16 protein-coding genes are annotated in these 17,508 nt (G+C 65.8%); 4 read left to right on the forward strand and 12 right to left on the reverse strand.

The features are described 5' to 3' along the window. Nucleotides 1-35: 35 nt before the first annotated feature. Complete coding sequence (locus DEHOM01_RS03465; RefSeq protein WP_016663297.1) at nucleotides 36-713, reverse strand: Crp/Fnr family transcriptional regulator; 678 nt, start codon at nucleotides 711-713, stop codon at nucleotides 36-38. 163 nt (nucleotides 714-876) lie between these two features. On the opposite strand from DEHOM01_RS03465, the gene DEHOM01_RS03470 reads away from it, so the two are divergent. From DEHOM01_RS03470 to DEHOM01_RS03480, 3 genes are all read left to right on the forward strand, one after another. Beyond that, nucleotides 877-1,554 carry an endonuclease III domain-containing protein gene (locus tag DEHOM01_RS03470; RefSeq protein ID WP_061211519.1) on the forward strand — a complete coding sequence of 226 codons (678 nt, stop codon included), beginning with the start codon at nucleotides 877-879 and terminating at the stop codon, nucleotides 1,552-1,554. Nucleotides 1,555-1,744: 190 nt separating this feature from the next. Next, entirely contained in the window at nucleotides 1,745-2,128 is a 384-nt protein-coding gene (locus tag DEHOM01_RS10300; RefSeq protein WP_061211520.1) for a cold-shock protein, read from the forward strand. 3 nt (nucleotides 2,129-2,131) lie between these two features. Further along, nucleotides 2,132-3,004: a DUF3027 domain-containing protein gene (locus DEHOM01_RS03480; protein ID WP_061211521.1), complete on the forward strand. Its 873-nt coding sequence runs from the start codon at nucleotides 2,132-2,134 to the stop codon at nucleotides 3,002-3,004. Between the two features lie 7 nt (nucleotides 3,005-3,011). On the opposite strand, the gene DEHOM01_RS03485 is transcribed toward DEHOM01_RS03480, so the two are convergent. From DEHOM01_RS03485 to DEHOM01_RS03505, 5 genes are all read right to left on the reverse strand, one after another. Then, complete coding sequence (locus DEHOM01_RS03485; protein ID WP_061211522.1) at nucleotides 3,012-4,160, reverse strand: DNA polymerase III subunit delta'; 1,149 nt, start codon at nucleotides 4,158-4,160, stop codon at nucleotides 3,012-3,014. Next, on the reverse strand, nucleotides 4,157-4,918 hold the full coding sequence (gene tmk, locus DEHOM01_RS03490) for a dTMP kinase (RefSeq protein WP_061211523.1): 762 nt from the start codon (nucleotides 4,916-4,918) through the stop codon (nucleotides 4,157-4,159). Before tmk ends, DEHOM01_RS03485 begins: the two co-directional genes overlap by 4 nt. Nucleotides 4,919-4,952: 34 nt before the next feature. Beyond that, nucleotides 4,953-6,053 carry a Gfo/Idh/MocA family protein gene (locus DEHOM01_RS03495; protein WP_061211524.1) on the reverse strand — a complete coding sequence of 367 codons (1,101 nt, stop codon included), beginning with the start codon at nucleotides 6,051-6,053 and terminating at the stop codon, nucleotides 4,953-4,955. 24 nt (nucleotides 6,054-6,077) lie between these two features. Beyond that, nucleotides 6,078-8,774: a type I DNA topoisomerase gene (topA, locus tag DEHOM01_RS03500; protein ID WP_061211525.1), complete on the reverse strand. Its 2,697-nt coding sequence runs from the start codon at nucleotides 8,772-8,774 to the stop codon at nucleotides 6,078-6,080. Between the two features lie 78 nt (nucleotides 8,775-8,852). Beyond that, nucleotides 8,853-10,475, reverse strand: a complete 1,623-nt coding sequence (locus tag DEHOM01_RS03505) for a DUF7059 domain-containing protein (protein ID WP_061211643.1) — start codon at nucleotides 10,473-10,475, stop codon at nucleotides 8,853-8,855. A 54-nt stretch (nucleotides 10,476-10,529) separates the two neighbouring features. On the opposite strand from DEHOM01_RS03505, the gene DEHOM01_RS03510 reads away from it, so the two are divergent. Beyond that, nucleotides 10,530-12,977: a DEAD/DEAH box helicase gene (locus DEHOM01_RS03510; RefSeq protein ID WP_061211526.1), complete on the forward strand. Its 2,448-nt coding sequence runs from the start codon at nucleotides 10,530-10,532 to the stop codon at nucleotides 12,975-12,977. Here the strand turns inward: DEHOM01_RS03510 and DEHOM01_RS03515 are convergent. The 6 genes from DEHOM01_RS03515 to DEHOM01_RS03540 are packed head-to-tail and all read right to left on the reverse strand — an operon-like array spanning nucleotide 12,934 to nucleotide 17,221. Beyond that, entirely contained in the window at nucleotides 12,934-13,302 is a 369-nt protein-coding gene (locus DEHOM01_RS03515; protein ID WP_061211527.1) for an Rv3654c family TadE-like protein, read from the reverse strand. The genes DEHOM01_RS03510 and DEHOM01_RS03515 overlap by 44 nt on opposite strands. Continuing rightward, complete coding sequence (locus DEHOM01_RS10050; protein WP_061211528.1) at nucleotides 13,299-13,706, reverse strand: TadE/TadG family type IV pilus assembly protein; 408 nt, start codon at nucleotides 13,704-13,706, stop codon at nucleotides 13,299-13,301. Before DEHOM01_RS10050 ends, DEHOM01_RS03515 begins: the two co-directional genes overlap by 4 nt. A 2-nt stretch (nucleotides 13,707-13,708) precedes the next feature. Then, nucleotides 13,709-13,915, reverse strand: a complete 207-nt coding sequence (locus DEHOM01_RS03525) for a DUF4244 domain-containing protein (protein ID WP_061211529.1) — start codon at nucleotides 13,913-13,915, stop codon at nucleotides 13,709-13,711. Between the two features lie 56 nt (nucleotides 13,916-13,971). Then, nucleotides 13,972-14,964, reverse strand: coding sequence for a type II secretion system F family protein (locus tag DEHOM01_RS03530; protein ID WP_061211530.1), 993 nt, complete (start codon nucleotides 14,962-14,964; stop codon nucleotides 13,972-13,974). Beyond that, complete coding sequence (locus tag DEHOM01_RS03535) at nucleotides 14,961-16,109, reverse strand: TadA family conjugal transfer-associated ATPase (RefSeq protein ID WP_061211531.1); 1,149 nt, start codon at nucleotides 16,107-16,109, stop codon at nucleotides 14,961-14,963. Before DEHOM01_RS03535 ends, DEHOM01_RS03530 begins: the two co-directional genes overlap by 4 nt. Then, on the reverse strand, nucleotides 16,106-17,221 hold the full coding sequence (locus tag DEHOM01_RS03540) for a CpaE-like family protein (RefSeq protein WP_061211532.1): 1,116 nt from the start codon (nucleotides 17,219-17,221) through the stop codon (nucleotides 16,106-16,108). Before DEHOM01_RS03540 ends, DEHOM01_RS03535 begins: the two co-directional genes overlap by 4 nt. Nucleotides 17,222-17,508 lie beyond the last annotated feature (287 nt).

Here is a 17,508-nt window from a genome sequence, read left to right on the forward strand (position 1 = left end):
CTTCGTGCTGTCTGTACCGTGTGACAGGTGAGCGCTTAGCGTGCGCGGCGGCGCAGACGCTCGATGTCGAGGAGCAGCACTGCGCGGGCCTCGAGGCGAATCCAGTTGCGGTGTGCGAAGTCGGCAAGTGCCTTGTTCACGGTTTCACGCGAAGCTCCAACGAGCTGCGCGAGCTCTTCCTGCGTGAGGCCGTGGGAGACCATGATGCCCTCGTCGCTCTGGCGGCCGAAGCGCTGAGCGAGGTCGAGCAGGTTCTTGGCGACGCGACCGGGGACGTCCGCGAACACGAGGTCCGCGAGTGAGTCGTTGGTCTTGCGCAGGCGGCGTGCAAGCGAAGCGAGGAGGTGGCGGGCCACCTCGGGGCGCTGCGCGAGAACGCGGTACAGATCCTGCTGGGAGAGGGAGTAGAGGGTCGTCTCAGCAACGGCGGTTGCCGTGGCGTTACGCGGTGCCGGGTCGAAAAGCGAAAGCTCGCCGAGGGTTTCGCCCGGGCCGAGCACGGCGAGGAGGTTTTCACGGCCATCGCCCGAAGCGTGGCCAACCTTGATCTTGCCGCTCGCGATGATGAACAGGCGGTCGCCCTGATCGCCTTCGCGGAACACGACGGAGCCTCGGTGGAAATCCTCCTGAGTCATCGAGTCAAGGACAGCCTGCTTGCCGTCGTCATCGAGCGCGGCAAAAAGCGGTGCTGAACGAACGATGTTCTCGTCCACGGTTCCTCCTGGGGTTGCGCTGGTGTAGCGGAAAATTGTGGGGTGTGCGACGCGCACACGCGTCCTCCTTAACAGTAATACCTGATCTGTGACGGGGCCCAGGGAATTCCCGAAACTCCCCTTGCTATTTCTGCTTGGCTGGACACGCGTGCACAATGGCAGCATGAATTCGGGACTCAAGGACCACGCCGTGCCCGCGGTCGGGCGCGTTGATGAGGAACTCGCGAAGCTCTACCCCGACGCGCGTTGCGAGCTCAATTTTTCGAGCGCCTTCGAACTGCTAGTCGCGACGGTTCTCTCGGCGCAGACCACCGATGCTCGAGTGAACGCTGTGACTGCGGAATTGTTCAAGCGCTGGCCGAGCCCCGAGCTCATGGCTTGCGCCCCCGAAGCGGAGGTTGAGGCCGTTGTGCGTCCGCTCGGAATGGCTGGAAGGCGCACAGCCCACGTGCGGGAGCTTTCTGAGCGCCTAGCCTCGGACTTCGGAGGCGAAGTCCCCGATGACCAAAAGGCGCTCGAATCCCTTGCGGGTGTTGGTCGCAAAACCGCCCATGTGGTGCGCGGAACGTGGTTCGGCCACTCGCTACTCACGGTCGATACCCACGTGGGCCGGCTCGCGCGCAGGCTCGGCTGGAGCGAGAGTTCCGCTCCGCGGACGGTGGAGGAAGACGTGGTGGCGCGCGCTGGGGCCGACGGTTGCCAGGATCCCGTCGACCTCACGATGCTGTCGCACCGGTTGATCTTTCACGGGCGGAATCTATGTACGGCACGAAAACCCGCGTGTGGTGAGTGCCCACTCGTGGACCTCGAGGTTCCGTGCCCGAGCGCCTTTCGGGACTAGCCGGCAGGAGCAATAAAAAGCCAAGAGACGGCGGGGTGAAGCCGGCGTCGGACCCCGCGCCGCGGGTGCCCGCGTGAGCCGAGCGGGGAGGGTGACCCAGGCCGCGGATCTTTCGTCCAGCGAAGCTCGCACGATAGAATGGAGCCTGTTTCACGCGCGTGAGCGCTCGAGAGTAAAGGCAGGAATCACTGTGCCGAACGGCAAGGTCAAATTCTTTGACGCTGAAAAGGGCTTTGGCTTCCTCGTAAGCGAGGATGGTCAGAGCGTGTACGTGCACGCGTCGACCCTCCCCGAGGGGGTTCAGCAGCTCCGTAAAGGCCAGCGCGTCGAGTTCGACATGGTCGACGGCAGCCGCGGCCCCCAGGCGCTGACGGTACGCCTCCTTGATCCTGCACCCAGCATCGCCCGTGCGCGTCGGGTCAAGCCGGAAGACATGGCCGTTATGGTCGAGGACCTCATCCAGCTTCTCGACGGCGCCTCGAACGGGCTTCGCCACGGTCGCTACCCCGACAAGGGCCACGCGCAGAAGGTTGCGGCCGTCTTGCGCGCCGTCGCCGACAACTTTGAGGCATAGTCGATGACTTCTACCGCTCCCGCGAAGGCGCGCACGCGCGCCCCGAAACTCGATGCCGTATGTGCGGCGGCGATCGAACAGGCTGCCGCCGCCGTGATCGAGGTTGCCGAGCCCGATCAGGTCGGCGCGCACGTACGCGCCGAAGCGAGCGGCGAGCGCCTTGTCACGCACTTTTTTGAGGCCACGATGCCCGGTTACGCGGGGTGGACCTGGATCGCGGTGCTTGCGCGCGCCCCGCGCGCGAAGGTCGCGACCGTCTGCGAGACCGCTCTCATTCCGGGCGAGGATTCCCTTCTCGCACCCGAGTGGGAGCCGTGGGCGGAGCGTCTTCGCCCCGGTGATGTCGGGGAAAACGACGTCCTTCCCTACAGCGCCGACGACTCTCGCCTGGAGCACGGCTACGAACAAACCGACGACGAAGAAGCCGATCGAGTGGCCATGTGGGAGCTCGGCCTCGGTCGCACACGAGTGCTGTCGCGCGAGGGCCGCGAGGACGCCGCAAAACGCTGGATGAGTGGCAATTTCGGCCCACGCGAGGTCAGCAAGCGCGGCCGCAAAGGCACCGTGAAGGCCCAGTGCCGCTCGTGTGGCTTCCTCTCCCTGCTCAACGGTTCGCTGCGCCAGGAATTCGGTATTTGCACGAATGAGTGGTCGCCTGCCGATGGACGCGTAGTGTCGCTACAGTACGGCTGCGGCGCGCATTCCGAGACCGACGCCGAGAAGCAGAACATCGCGGGGGACCTGCCCGAGAAGGTTCTCGACGAAGAAGCCGTCGACTACGAAGATCGCTTCGAGGAAAAGTCGATCATCGACGAGGCTCTTTTGAAGAAGGAGCAGGAGAAACTCGCGGCGAAAAAGGCGAGCGAAGAAAAGTAAGCTCTCGCTAGCGAGCCGCGACGATCGAGGCGAGCAGCGCCTCAAGCGCGAGCTGTGGTGGCACGTTCATGCCCACCCGTTTGCGGGCCGTCCCCACAGCGTCCAGCAGAGCGAGCGTGGTCTGCGCCGAGTGCACGCGCGTGCGCTCGGTCAGCTCCCGCTCGATGCTGGGATTGACGAGCGTTGCACCCGTGTCGAGTTGGAGTGCGAGAACGTCCCTGAACACCGAGTGAATGTCGAGCAGAAAACGGTCGATGACGTCGCGCACGAGGCGGGTCGCGCGTCGCTTCGCCTCGTCGTCGAGGGCCTTGACCTGGGCACGTAGTGCCGGAGGGATGCGCCCGCCGGGTTCGATGCCTGCTCCGCGCATGAATGCTTCGCGCTCGCGGGCGCTCGTCTCGTCCGCTTCGGCGTGCGCCTCACTTTCGGCGCGTTCAATCAGAGTTTTCGCGAAGGCGATCGCGTGCCCAACGCTCGTGAGGGCGAGAAGCCTTCGCGCAGACTCTTCCCGTTCCTCGAGGGTTTCGGGGTGCAGACCGTAGCGGCGGGCGATCCCGATATGCCCCTGCGCGCTCGCCGCGGCGCGATGCGCGAGTTCGGGTGCAATGCCATCGCGGTTGACGAGGAGAGTCGCGACAGCGTCCGCTGGCGGCACCTGGAGGTTCACCACTCTGCAGCGTGAGCGAATCGTCTGTGCGAGATCCTGTGGCGAGGGGACGCACAGCATCCACACGGTTCGCGGCGGCGGTTCCTCGATGGCTTTAAGGAGCACGTTGAACGTGCCCGGGCTCATGCGGTCGGCATCCTCGATGATGAGAACGCGGTGGCGCCCCGATGCCGGTGCGCGCTGCGCAGTCGCCACGAGCTCACGAACTTCGTCCTTCGAGATCGTGAGCGTCTCGGTACGCACGGCGGTCACGTCCCCGTGGGTTCCCGCGAGAACGGTGCGGCACGGCTGGCACTGTCCGCAGCCAACACCCTCACGCGGGGCGTCACACAGGAGACTCGCCGCGAACGCACGCGCGATGCTCGAGCGGCCCGATCCAGGCGGGCCGGCGATGAGCCACGCCTGGGCGAGAGAGCCGCCAGGTGAGGCAGCGCGCGAGAGCTGTGCGACCGCGGCCGATTGGCCAACGACCGTGTCGTAGACGTTCACAGGAGCGAATCCGGGGTCGTTGTGCCCTCGACCGGGTGTTCAGCGGCGCCGGTGAGGGTGTGGGCATTGACGCGAACCCAATCGGCGAAACGTTGCGTGATCTCCGCGTGGACGTCCTCGACAGACCGTGAGGCGTCGATGACGATCCACCGCTCAGGCTCGCGCCGTGCGAGATCGAGGAAAGCCGCGCGCACGGCCTCGTGGAACTCGCGGCCCTCCCGTTCGAGGCGGTCCAGGGACGCGGCTTCGCGTCGCTGTGCGAGGGTCTCGGGCGAGACGTCGAGAAGGAACGTGAGGTGGGGAAGCAGCCCTTCGGTGGCCCACATCGACAGCTCGTACACGTCGTGTGGGTCCAGTGCGCGGCCTGCGCCCTGGTAGGCGACTGAGGAGTCGAGGTATCGATCGGCGATCACGATCCCGCCCGAGGCGAGCGCCGGGCGTACGACGCTCTCGACGTGGTGGGCGCGATCAGCGGCGTAGAGCAGTGCTTCAGCACGATCGGAAACGTGATCCGAATGGAGGATCAGCTCCCTGATCTGGGCACCGAGCGGGCTCCCGCCCGGTTCTTTCGTCACGGTGACGTCAGCACCCGCAAACGGGGAGCCCTCGCCACGGAGCCACTTTTCGAGCAGCGGGATCTGCGTGCTTTTGCCGCCGCCGTCGCCGCCCTCGAACGTGACGAAAAGGCCCGTTTCCGACGGTGAGGCTGAGGCTGTCGTCAGAGGCGTACGGGGTGCAGTGGAATCGATGCTCGACATGGCGCCATTGTCTCAGGTGAGGATGAATGCGCCCCTATTTTGCTTCGCTCGGGTAGCGCACACCGACAATCTCACGTACTCGATCCATGACTTCGAGGACGGAGAGAGTGTCGCGCGCGCCCCACCGTGGTGATTCGAGAAGGCCGGCGCGAATGTTCCGCGCCGCCTCCGCGATTTCGAAGGCCATGCCGTAATTGCCGCCATCGGGATGAGCAGGTAGGGAATAGGGCAGCGAGTCCTCGTACGTGAACCGTTCGCTTACATCCTCGCCGTTTTCCCCCGCTTCGAACTGGGTCACGGTGAAGGAATTCGGAACGAAGAACCACGAGTCCACGTCGATTTTGCCGCGCGTGCCGAGTACGTGCGCCTTGACTGAACTGCGCGCACCAAGCCCCGTTTGCACGGCGTACACGGTGCGGCCCGAGAGGCCCGAGATCGAGACCATCTCGTCGACCCCCGTTGCGGTGAGGGTTCCCGTCGCGTGCAGCTGCGTGGGCGATCCCGCGGCCCAGTGTGCAAACGCGAGCGGGTACACGCCGAGGTCAAGGAGTGCCCCGCCGCCAAGTTCGGGGGCGTACAGCCGGTGTTCGGGGTCGAAGGGGAAGTACTGGCAGTGATCGGCGATCACCGCGGTGACCTCGCCAATCACGCCGGATTCGATGACCTGGCGGATGACGTCGTAATGCGGCATGAAGCACGACCACATCGCTTCCTGCACGTATGCGCCCGTGCGTCGAGCAGTCTCGAAAAGCTCGCGCGCCTCGGCGGCGTTGAGCGTCATCGGTTTTTCGATCACGACGGGAATGCCAGCCTCGACGACCCTGGTCGCAAGCGCGAAATGCTGGGCGTGAGGCGAGGCGACATACACAGCCTCGAGGCCTTCGTGGGCGAGGAACTCGTCAACACTCGCATAGGCGTGGGCGAGGCCGGCGTCGGATTCGAAATCCTCCGCGAAAGCCTGCGCGCGCTCGAGCGAGCGCGAGCACACGGCAACGAGGCGCGAAGCGGTCGCCGCGTGCATCGTGCTGATGAAGTTCCTGGCGATCCCGCCGGGGGCGATCACACCCCAGCGGAGGCCCGGCGCCGTGGCGGGATCGGGAACGGACGTCGTGGGCAGCGTCAACGGTGCAGTCATGACTCCACCGTACGCGAGCCGCCGCTACTTTTTCGCGGATTTTGCCCGCGAGCTGGACTTTCGCGTCGTCTTCCGCTTTGCGGGACCCTTCGCGCGTTTCTCCGCGAGACGCTCAACGGCGCGCTCATGAGTCATCGTTTCGGGCGACTCATCCTTGCGAAGCGTGACGTTCGTCGTGCCGTCGGTGATGTACATGCCGAAACGACCGTCTTTGATCACGATCGGCTTTTCGCTCGTAGGATCCACGCCAAGTTCCGCGATCGGGGGTTTTGCCGCCGCGCGCCCGCGCCGCTTGGGCTGGGCGTAGAGTGCGAGGGCCTCTTCCTCGGTGATCGTGAACAGCTGTGCTTCGGTTTCGAGCGAGCGCGAATCCGTACCCTTCTTGAGGTACGGGCCATAGCGGCCATTCTGCGCGGTGATCTCGACGCCCTCCGCGTCCTTGCCGACGACGCGGGGGAGCGAGAGGAGTTTGAGGGCGTCCTCGAGGGTCACGGTCGCAAGGTCCATGTCCTTGAACAGCGAAGCCGTGCGGGGTTTCGGCTGTTTCGTTTTCGGGAGGGCCTTTGTGGTCTCATCAAGCTCGAGGTTTTCCGTGACGTAGGGGCCGTAGCGACCGTCCTTCGCGAGGATCTCAAAGCCCGAATCGGGGTCGCGGCCAAGCACGCGACCGTCGTCCTTCGCGCGTGCCATGAGCTCTTCGGCCTTCTCGAGCGTGAGCTCATCCGGTGCGAGATCGGCGGGAACATTCGCCCGCTGAGGCGTATCGGAACCCTCGACCGCCCTTTCGATGTAGGGGCCGTACTGGCCCATGCGAAGGTCGATGCCGTTGCCGATCGGGACGGTGTTGATCGCGCGCGCGTCGATATCGCCGAGGTTGTCGAGGGTCGCCTTGAGACCGCCCTCGGCGGGGGTGTCGAACGACCCGGACTTGCCGTAGTAGAAGTCGCTCAGCCAGTGCACGCGGTCCGTGTTACCCGCGGCGATGCGGTCGAGCCCCGCTTCCATATCGGCCGTGAACTCGTAATCGACGAGCGTGCCGAAGTGCTCCTCGAGAAGCTTCACGACGCTGAACGCGAGCCAGCTCGGCACGAGGGCCGAGCCCTTCTTTTCGACGTAGCCGCGATCCTGGATTACGGAAATCGTCGCCGCGTAGGTCGAGGGGCGGCCGATCCCGCGCTCCTCGAGTGCGCGCACGAGTGACGCCTCTGTGTAGCGCGGCGGTGGCGTTGTTTCGTGACCGTTCGGCGTGTACTGGACGGCCGTGAGCTGCTGCCCCTCCTTCATTTGGGGCAGGCGCTTGTCCTTGTCATCGTGTTCCGCATATCGCGACTGGTCGCGGCCTTCCTCGTAGGCCGCGAGGAAACCGCGGAACGTAATGATCGTGCCCGAGGCGCCGAACTGGGCGGTGCGACCCTTGCCTTCGACGTCGAGGGTGACCGACGTGGTGGTTCCCTTGGCATCGGCCATTTGAGACGCCACGGTGCGCTTCCAGATCAGTTCGTACAGCCGGAACTCGTCGCCACTGAGCTGGCTCGATACTTGCGCGGGTGTGCGGAAGTTCGAACCCGCCGGGCGAATTGCCTCGTGGGCTTCTTGCGCACCCTGCGACTTGTTCGTGTACACGCGAGGGCGATCCGGAACGTACTCCGCACCGTACATTTCCTGGATCTGGGCGCGGCTCGCGCGGATCGCCTCACCGGACAGCACCACGGAGTCGGTACGCATGTAGGTGATGTAGCCGTTTTCGTAGAGCCGCTGCGCGGTTGACATCGTGTGGCGGGCACCCATGCGCAGTTTTCGGCTCGCCTCCTGCTGGAGGGAGCTCGTCGTGAAGGGGGCGGCGGGCCGCCGCGTGTAGGGCTTGGACTCGAGGTTTCCGACGGTGGCTTTTGCGCCGTCGAGCGCCTCGATGAGCAGTCGTGTGCTCTCCTCGGTGAGAACCGTGACGTTTGCCCGGAGGCTCTTTTTGAGCTCACCCGCGTCGGTGAAGTCACGCCCCGAGGCGACCCGCTGGCCGTCGAGGGTGCGTAGCTGCGCGGTGAAGGCGGGAGTGTCGACGCTTCGATCCTCCAGCTCAGACGTGATGAACTCGCCCGTCACATCCCAGTACGAAGCGGCCTTGAACGCCATGCGCTCGCGCTCGCGGTCGACGACGAGGCGCGTCGCCACCGACTGGACGCGGCCTGCGCTCGTGCCGCGGCGAACCTTGCGCCACAGCACGGGGGAGAGCTCGTAGCCGACGAGCCGGTCAAGAATACGGCGGGTTTCCTGGGCATCGACGAGCGGCATGTCGAGCTCGCGCGTCTCGGTGAGCGCCTTTTGGATGGCTTCCTTCGTGATCTCGTGGAACACCATCCGGTAAACGGGAAGCGACTTCTTGGGCTTCAGTGCCTCGAGGAGGTGCCAGGCAATCGCTTCACCCTCGCGGTCCTCATCGGTTGCGAGGTAGAGAGCATCGGCCTCTTTGAGGAGCTTCTTGAGCTCGGAGACAGTCTTTTTCTTGTCGGGGTTGACGACGTAGTAGGGCTCGAAGCCTTCTTCGACGTTGACGGCGAAGCGGCCGTAGGGGCCCTTCTTCATGTCGGCGGGCAGCTCTTTGGGCAGGGGAAGGTCACGAATGTGTCCCACTGACGCGGCGACCGTGAAATCGTCCCCGAGGTATTTCCCGATGGTCTTTGCCTTCGCGGGGGACTCGACGATCACGAGGTTGCGAGCGCTCACTCGATGTACTTCCTTACTGCGGTGTGTGCGTGGCGGGGGTGTGTCCCCGCGTGGTTTACCCTGCCCCGTACGGTAGCACTAGGCAGGGTTTGGCTGCTCAACGATGTGGAGAAACCCCCATTCGACGAGGACGCGGAGAGTGCGGTTGATGCTCGCGCGTGCGCCCGCGATTTCAGCGCCTTGATCGGCGGCTTCGAGAAGTGAGGCGTAGGCCGTGAGGAAAATATCGAGCGGGTATTCCCCGGTGAGGGGGCCGACGATGGCCGCGGTGTGGGTGTCGATCTGAATGGTGCGGCCGAAGCCGCCGCCCTGAACGAGGTCGATCACCATGGGGTCGTCGTCGCCGGGCGTGTAGTGGCGCCGCTCGATGACGTCATCGGCGCGTGCGAGTGTGAGCGAGGCGAAAGCCTCGTCGTCGAGCTGCGCGAGGCGCGTGCGCGCGCGAAGCATTTCGGCATAGCGGGGGCCGAGAGGGCCCGCTCCCGTCGTTTCGACGTGGGTGAAGTCGGCGAAGCGCTGTTCTCCCTCGCGCGGTTGCGCGAGGAGCACGTGTCCGAAACCGATGCCGCTGACGTCGCGCGAGGCGAAGTCGTCGAGCCACGCGTGGGTCATCGGTTCCCAACGCTCGTCGCGGTCGGTGACGCCTCCGTCGCGAAGCCAGGTCGAGGCGTAGGAGGCCGGGTCCTCGATGTCGCGCTGGACGACGAGCACGTTTGCACTCGAGTTCGCGAGCCACGTGCGTGGGCGCGCATCCCATTCGGTGCCGCGCGTGATCTCCCAGTTCGCCAGCATGGCAGCGACGCCGCCGGGGGCGAGATAGGCATCGATCTCGGCGAGGAGGTTCGCGACGAGTGCGTCGCCTTCTGCTCCGCCGTCACGGTACGTCCAGGTCTCCGCATCCTTCACGCGGGGTGTGATGACGAACGGAGGGTTGGAGACGATGAGATCGAAAGTCTCGCCCGCGACCGGTTCGAGCATTGAACCCTGGCGCGTTTCGATCGTGTGCCCTTCGGGCAGTGTTTCGCGATTGAGGGCGACGTTGAACTCGGTGATCGCGAGAGCACGTTCGGAGATATCGGTCGCGACAACGTGCTGGGCGTGACGCGCCGCGTGGAGCGCCTGAATGCCGCACCCCGTGCCGAGGTCGAGCGCGCGGGCGACCTTGTCGCGAGGCGTGATCGAGATGAGCGTTGAGGTCGCCCCGCCGATGCCAAGCACGTGTTCACCGTCGAGCGCGCGGCCCGTTGCGAGTTCCCCGAGGTCGGAAACGATCCACCAGAGGATCTCGCCGAAATCATCGGTGGCCTGATACGGGCGAAGATCGACGGTCGCGGCGAAGGCGGAGGTGGCGTCGGAACCCGTCCCTTCTGCCGGCGCCACGAGGCCGAGGGCGAGAAGCCCGTCCGTACCGAGGTTAGGGAGGGCGCGGTCGAGTTTGGTGCGCGTGGCGGTGCGGCCGAGCGTGAAGAGGCGCATGAGAGTCGCGGCCGCATTGCCCTGATCGGCGAGCGGATCGAGTTCGCGACGTGCGGGCAGCGGATTTTCGCGTTCGAGAGCTGTGCGAGCGGGAGCGCTCAGGAGGTCCTCGATTCCATCCGCCGTGTACTGCGCGTGAGCGAGATCCGCGCGCAGAACCGCGAGAAGATCGGTATCGGGTGTGGGCGTCGGGAAAAGCTCGGTGCTGTGGCCTTGCGTGCTCATGCCTACCATTGTTGCCTACGACGCGAACAGATCGAACATGAGTGGAGGCGGCACGTGAGGAGCGAGGCTTTCGATTCCGAACGGGCGCTCGCGCGCCTCACTGCGCCCCCGCATCGCGCCGATTCCCTCCGGCATATCGAGCGCCGGCCCGCTCACGAGGCACGCTTCGCTGAGTGGCCGAGATGGGCGAACCCCTCACTACGCGCCTACCTCGAGGACAGCGGGATCGAACGCCCGTGGTGGCACCAGGTCGAGGCCGCCGAATTCGCGCACGCAGGTCGCGACACGGTCATCGCTACCTCAACCGCTTCGGGAAAATCGCTCGGCTATCTCTTGCCCGCGTTGACCGATATTCAGGCGCGCCGTGAGGATCCGTCGGCCCGGCGCGCGAGCGCCCTCTACATTGCTCCCACAAAAGCGCTGGCCTACGACCAGTACACGTCGATCTGCCGTCTTGTGGACGGGGCCGGTCTCGGGGAAGTTCGCGCCGCCGTATTCGACGGCGACACCCCGACCGAACAGCGTCGCTGGGTGCGCCGCCACGCGAATGTCGTGCTCACGAACCCCGACATGCTGCATTACGGGATCCTTCCCGGTCACGAGCACTGGATTCCGTTCTTTCGAACGCTGCGATACATCATCATCGACGAATGCCACGTCTACCGTGGCGTGTTCGGGGCACACGTTTCCATGCTCATGCGACGCCTCGCCCGCATCGCCGAGTACTACCGCGCTCGGCCCACGTTCGTGCTCGCGTCGGCAACCTCGGCGAGCCCGGAGGTGAGCGCTTCCCGGCTCGTGGGGAGGAACGTCACGGCTGTCACCGAGGATGGTTCGCCGAAAAACCCACTCACGATCGCGCTGTGGGAGCCGGGCATCGCCGATCTCGACGAGTGTGAGGACGCGCACGAGGCCGCGCGCAGGGCGAAAAAGGAGCGCGAGCAGGCGGAAAAGGCCGGGGTGAAAGCCCACGTGGAGGTCCGACGGCGGCCTGCCCCCACCGAGGCCGGCGCCCTTCTCGGCGATCTCGTATGCGAGGGGGCGCAGTCTCTCGTCTTTACCCGCTCGCGGCGTTCGAGCGAGCTCGTCGCGAAGGGGGCACAGCGCGCCGTCAACGCTGCCGCGGAAGCGACCGGATCCGCCATGCTTGCCGATCGGGCCACGCGCATCGCCGCCTATCGCGGCGGCTATCTTCCCGAGGAGCGCCGCGCACTCGAGGCAGCGCTTCGTTCGGGACAGCTTCTCGGCCTCGCCTCGACCAACGCCCTCGAGCTTGGCATCGACATCTCCGGCCTCGATGCCGTGCTCGTGACGGGGTGGCCGGGGACGCGCGCGTCCCTGTGGCAACAGTTCGGGCGCGCGGGCCGGGCCCACGGAACTCAGTCGCGCGAGGCGCTTGCAATGTTTATTGCGCGCGAGGATCCCCTCGACACGTACGTTGTGCGTCACCCCGAGATGATCCTCGAAGCCGACGTCGAGGCCGCCGTGTTTGACCCCTCTAATCCGTATGTGATGACTCCTCATTTGTGCTCCGCCGCTGCGGAGATCCCCATTCGCGACGGCGAGGAAGAGCTTTTCGGGCCCACGAGCCGGGAGCTTCTCGAGAACCTTGCAGGAAGGGGCATCCTCAGGCGTCGCCCTCACGGGTGGTACTGGACCCTTGACGAACGCCCCCACGACCTCACCGATTTACGTGGAAGTGGGGGTGAGAGCGTGCGGATCGTCGATCAGGCGAGCGGGCAGCTGATCGGCACGGTCGATGCCGCGAGCGCCCACCAGCACGTCCACGACGGCGCCGTCTATCTCCACCAGGGAGTCTCGTACGTCGTGAACCACCTCGATGTCGAGAACGCCGTCGCGATGGTGCGTCGGGAGAACCCGCAGCACACCACCCAACCGCAAGAGACCTCGTCGATCAGCGTGCGCCAGGTCGAGCGCAGCGAACGGTGGGGTGACATCGACGTGTGCTTCGGGCAGGTCGAGGTCACCGACCAGGTCACCGGTTACCAGGTGCGCGACATCTACACCTCCGCCGTGCTCGGCGAACACCCACTCGATCTGCCCGCGCGCACCCTCGTTACCAAGGCCGTGTGGTTCGAGATCCCCGCAGACCTTCTCCACGCATGGAGCCTCGAGGAAGCTGACTTCCCTGGCGCCCTGCATGCGGCCGAACACGCCCAGATCGCCATGCTTCCCCTCCTTGCCACGTGCGACCGGTGGGACATCGGCGGCGTGTCTACGGCCCTGCACGCCGATACCGAAAAGCCCACGATCTTCGTGTACGACGGCGCTCAGGGCGGCGCCGGCTTCGCGGAGCGCGCCTACGAGAGCGCCCCCGCATGGATCCGCGCGACCGCCGACATGATCGAGGCATGCGAATGTGAGGCGGGCTGCCCCGCATGCGTCGTCTCTCCGAAGTGCGGCAACGGCAACGAGCCCCTCAACAAGAAGGGCGCGCTCACGGTTCTGCGGGAGCTGGGCCGGCACGTGCCACCTCGGTGAGCAACTGGTTGCCGAGGAGCGGCACGTGCACTCTCACGGTGACCGTCACGTGCGCCTCAAGCCCGCTCACGTTGCAGCTCTGAAGAAGGGCGCCGTGCCGTTCGGCGACCTCCAAAGCGATCTCGCAGGCCCCGCTCGAGGCGCCGCCGGCCAGTGCATCCGCAGCCGAGAGTGCGGAGAGTTCAGCGGCTGAGGCGGCAAGGGAGCGACCGTGGTGGACGATCCCGAGCCCCACGAGGACCGTGAGGATCGCCGAGATGATTGCGATCGCCCCGAGAGCGGTGGCCGTCGCGTTACCGCGCTCCTCGCAAAGGCCCGCCCTCACGGCCCGTTCCTTACGAGGTGTGGTTCGAGACGCGTGTGGGCACTCGCCTCGAGCGGAAATGTGGCCCCGAGGATCGGCCCGCCGACGTGCCACGTTGCGTGTGCTTCCACGGTGACCCACTCACCGCTCGTGCTCACGGTGAACGTGGCCTCCTTGCCGCTTACGACTTCCGCTTTTGCGATCGCAGCATGGGGATCGGCCGAGATCATCATTTCGCGTGCGGCGGTACGTGCCCCCTCCGCGAGACGCGCATGGCTGATGAACAGGCCGCCCAGTGACATGACCAGTGCGAGGAGGGCGAAGACGGCGATGAGGACCACCGCCGTCTCCGCCGTGGCCGCACCGGAATCCGCACGAAGCGCCCGCCTCAAGGTGTGCGCAGGTGTCTCGGCTTCCGGTGTCATGCTCAGCCCGCCGAGTGGAGGGCGCCCTGAATGAGGCTCGTAAGGATGCCCTTGATCTCGCCGCTCGTGAGCACGCCGAACAAAAGCGCGGCAAAGGCGCACGCGGCAACGATCGTTACCGCATATTCCGCGGTTGTCGCGCCAGTGTCATCCGCGAGGATGTCGCGGGTTCGTAGTTCCGTCTTTTCTGTCGTGTGGTTGTCGATCATTGATGTATCCCCCTTCAAGGATGTGTGTGGTGCTGCACGCGGCGGATGCCGCGCGCCTACGGCCACAGTTGGCCGAAGTGTGTGGTGACGAGATCCGTGATGATCGGGACGATGCCGAGTAGCACGAACGCCGGCAGAATCGTGAGGCCGGTGGGGAGCACGAGGCGCACCGAGAGTCGCGCGGCGGCTTCATCGACCTCGCGCAACCGCGCACGGCGACGGTCGCGAGTGACGGCCGTCAGGATCGGCGCGAGACGCGCTCCCGTCGAGTGAGAGAGGCTCGCCGCACTCGTGAGTGCTGAAAGGTCTCCCTCGAGCCTCGATAGTGCCTCGGCGGGGGCCATGCCCCGGGCGAGCGCATGGCCGGCCTCGAGAAGCGCGGGCCCCGGCTGCGTGTTCTCGAGGGCCTCGCCCACGCGCGTGCACGCCGATGCGAGTGGGATCCCAGAGTGCACAACACTCGCGATCAAATCGATCACGATCAACGGGTCGATGTCCGCGCTCTCTCCGCGCGCTGCAGCGAGCATGCGGTTCATCCACGCGAAACCGGCCGCGGTGAGGACGATTCCGGCCGCGAGCATGAGAAATCCATGGGGCGACGCCAGGAGTACGCGCAAAGGATTCGCCCCCATTGCATACCCGAGAGCGATAGCGAAAAGCGGCAGCGCCATGAGGACTCGGGCCGTCGTCTTTGCGCCCGCGAAGGCTGCCGCGCGGGCTCTGGTGGCGTCGGAAGAATCGCGAAGCCCGCCGGAGAGTGAGGTAAGTAGGCCGGAAAGCGGAGCGCCCGTGCTCTCGCACATGACGTGGCACAGAACGACCGCGCGCACCGCCTCCCGCGGCGCGTTGAGGACCCCGTTCATGCGCTGCACCAGTGCGGGAGGAATGCGCGCCATCGCTTCGGCAAAATGCTTTTCCCGAGGAGTGGATGTGGCCTCGGCGACGGCGGCCCACGCCTGCGGTGCCGTCACCCCCGCGCCGAGAGCCATCGCCACGTGGTCGAGAAGACCGGCGAGCGCATCGTCCGAAAGTCGAACGTGACCTTTCACCTCGCACCCCCGTGCCCGAGGCGTGCCTCGAGCGCATCGAAAGCGGGAAAGCGCCGCTCACGGGTCCCAAAACTGACCGCCGGCACGCATTCGAGCCGCCCATCCCTCCCGCGCTGCAGGAGCGAAATGGTGGAGAGGGCACGTCCCTCGCGCGAGCGGTGCATGTGGAGAACGACCGTGATTGCCGAGAGCGCCTGTGATGCAAGCGCAAGTGGATCGAGGCCGGCGAGCGCCCCGAGAGCTTCGAGCCTCGCGGGGACATCCGCCGCCGTATTCGCGTGGAGCGTTCCGCACCCGCCTTCGTGCCCCGTATTGAGTGCCTGGAGGAGCTCGCGGATGTCTGTGCCTCGGCATTCGCCGACGATGATCCGATCGGGCCGCATGCGCAGGCACTGCCTGATGAGGGTCGCGAGGCTGATCTCTCCCATGCCCTCCGCATTAGCGTGGCGCGCCTGAAGGTGTACGACGTGAGGATGAGCGGGCCGAAGCTCGGTGGAATCTTCGACGATAATGATGCGCTCGCGGGGATCGACGGCGCCGAGCATCGCGCCGAGCAGGGTCGTCTTGCCGCTTCCGGTTCCGCCGCTCACGAGGAAGGATAGACGCGCGCGAATGATTGCATCGACGAGAGCGCGGCCCGTGGCCGTTAGGGTTCCCGAGTTCTCGAGATCATCGAGGCAATAGGGGAGGGTGGCGGCGCGCCTAAGGCTGATGCTCGCTCCGCCCACAGATAGTGGCGGCAGCATTCCGTGGAAGCGAAGGTTGCCGGGCAGCTGCGCGTCAGCCCACGGCATCGCATCATCGAGCCGGCGGTTGCCGAGTGAGGCGAGCCTGGTCGCGAGAGCCCGTGCATCGTGCGCCGAAAGAGTGAGGCTCGTGCGCTCGAGACCGTTGAGCGAATCGATCCACACGCTGCCGTCGGGGTTGACGAGGATGTCGCTGACACCGTCGGTCGCGAGATCATGGAGTGGGCCGAGGCCCTCGAGATGATGCCGCACCTGATCGGTGAGATCGAGGAGGCTCGCGCGGTCGAGGATGAGGCCGTGCGAGTGAGCGACGCGCGCGATGCGGCGCGCATCGATGTCCCCCGGTTCCTCGCGAAGCGATTCATGAATTCCGGTAAGGAGCTCGTCGGTGAGAATCATGCGCTACCCCCGCCCATTCCGGAATCGGCGAGCTTCGCGAGAAAACTTTTGCAGGCGGCTTCGATGCCCTTGCGGTCTCGATCTAGACCGGGGACGAAGCCTTCGCGGGCACTTCGGTACTCGAGCACGATGGGCGCGCCGAGCTGCTCGGCCACGTCGCGCGCCCGATAGCTCTCGCGGTGCCGGCGCGTGCGCAGAGCGATGCCGATGCGGGTGCGCGGATACACCCCGCGAAGTACATCGAGGGTTCGCGCCGTCGCGGCGAGTGCGTGTTCGCTCGGATGGACCGAGACGAGAGTGATGTCGGGACTCACGTGTGGTTCGATCCCCGTTCCGAGCGGCGCGTCGAGAACAAGAGTGCCGGGTGCATTCGCAAGACTCGCGATGACCTGGGGATTCACGGATTCCTCTCGCGCTCCCGAAAAGGTGAGCAGGCGGTAGCCGTCGATGAGAGGAAGAGCGTCGAGGAGCACCTCGGCATCCGTCGTACCACTTGCCGCTCCCAGATCACTCCACCGCGCGCCCGCCACATGCCGGGCCTGCACGAGCGTGTCGATTCCGCCGCCGAAGGGATCGGCATCGACGAGTGTCGCGGGCATGCTTCGGCTTGATGATGCGAGGGCGAGAGCGATCGCGAGAGACGTCGACCCTGCGCCTCCATGTCCCGAAAGGCACGCGAGCACGCGGCTTCGGCCGCTGCTCGTGGCGAGAGAGGAAAGGTCGCTAATAAGCTCCGAGGATTCCTCCGGAAGAAAACGAAGTGCGCGCGCTCCGTGGGCAAGCGCTTGCTGGTAATCACGCGGTTCGGGCTCGTTCTCGCACGCGGCGAAGAGGGGGAGTTCTGGGTATGCCTCTGCTGCGCTAGCGAGGAGCGACGCCTCGCACACGACTGCACGCACGTGCCCGCGAGGCGTTTTCGCCGTGGCAACGTCGAAGCCGGCCGCTTGAACGCGGTCGCGCACGAGGGTTTCAAGCTCGCCGCTGTTGCCGAGCCACGCGATCGTGGCGCTCGCATGTTCGTGCGGGGAGGGCGGCGCGTCAAGCGGAATTCGGCTCACGAAGGTCGAGGGATCGCGGCGGCCGTGCTCAACTCGGGGAAATACGTGTGTCATGGCTCCATGTTTTGCCGCTCCCGGGGCTCATTCCAGTCCCTGGTCATTCTTGGGGGTAGAGGCGGATTGTGGGGGCAGACCGGAGGCCACAACCACGAAGCGAAATGGGGGTTGCGTGGCTCACATCGAGCGTGTAAAGTGGGGGACATCACAAGCAAGGGAATGATTCGAAACCCACGTGCGAGTGGTCCTCGTTCGGACTGGTGCGGATTCGTCGAAAGCGGATACCACACCACCAGGTGCACGCTTGATCCCGGATCGGCCCCGGGGAGGCGCTCGAAAGGGCG

Source organism: Dermabacter hominis NBRC 106157, assembly GCF_001570785.1.
In the GTDB taxonomy this organism is placed as follows: Bacteria; Actinomycetota; Actinomycetes; order Actinomycetales; family Dermabacteraceae; genus Dermabacter; species Dermabacter hominis.

Coding starts and splice junctions, on each gene's coding strand:
- DEHOM01_RS03470 (WP_061211519.1), top strand. CDS start 877: ATGAATTCGGGACTCAAGGACCACGCCGTGCCCGCGGTCGGGCGCGTT.
- DEHOM01_RS03540 (WP_061211532.1), bottom strand. CDS start 17,221: ATGACACACGTATTTCCCCGAGTTGAGCACGGCCGCCGCGATCCCTCG.
- DEHOM01_RS10050 (WP_061211528.1), bottom strand. CDS start 13,706: ATGACACCGGAAGCCGAGACACCTGCGCACACCTTGAGGCGGGCGCTT.
- DEHOM01_RS03480 (WP_061211521.1), top strand. CDS start 2,132: ATGACTTCTACCGCTCCCGCGAAGGCGCGCACGCGCGCCCCGAAACTC.
- tmk (WP_061211523.1), bottom strand. CDS start 4,918: ATGTCGAGCATCGATTCCACTGCACCCCGTACGCCTCTGACGACAGCC.
- DEHOM01_RS03525 (WP_061211529.1), bottom strand. CDS start 13,915: ATGATCGACAACCACACGACAGAAAAGACGGAACTACGAACCCGCGAC.
- DEHOM01_RS03535 (WP_061211531.1), bottom strand. CDS start 16,109: ATGATTCTCACCGACGAGCTCCTTACCGGAATTCATGAATCGCTTCGC.
- DEHOM01_RS03505 (WP_061211643.1), bottom strand. CDS start 10,475: ATGAGCACGCAAGGCCACAGCACCGAGCTTTTCCCGACGCCCACACCC.
- DEHOM01_RS03495 (WP_061211524.1), bottom strand. CDS start 6,053: ATGACTGCACCGTTGACGCTGCCCACGACGTCCGTTCCCGATCCCGCC.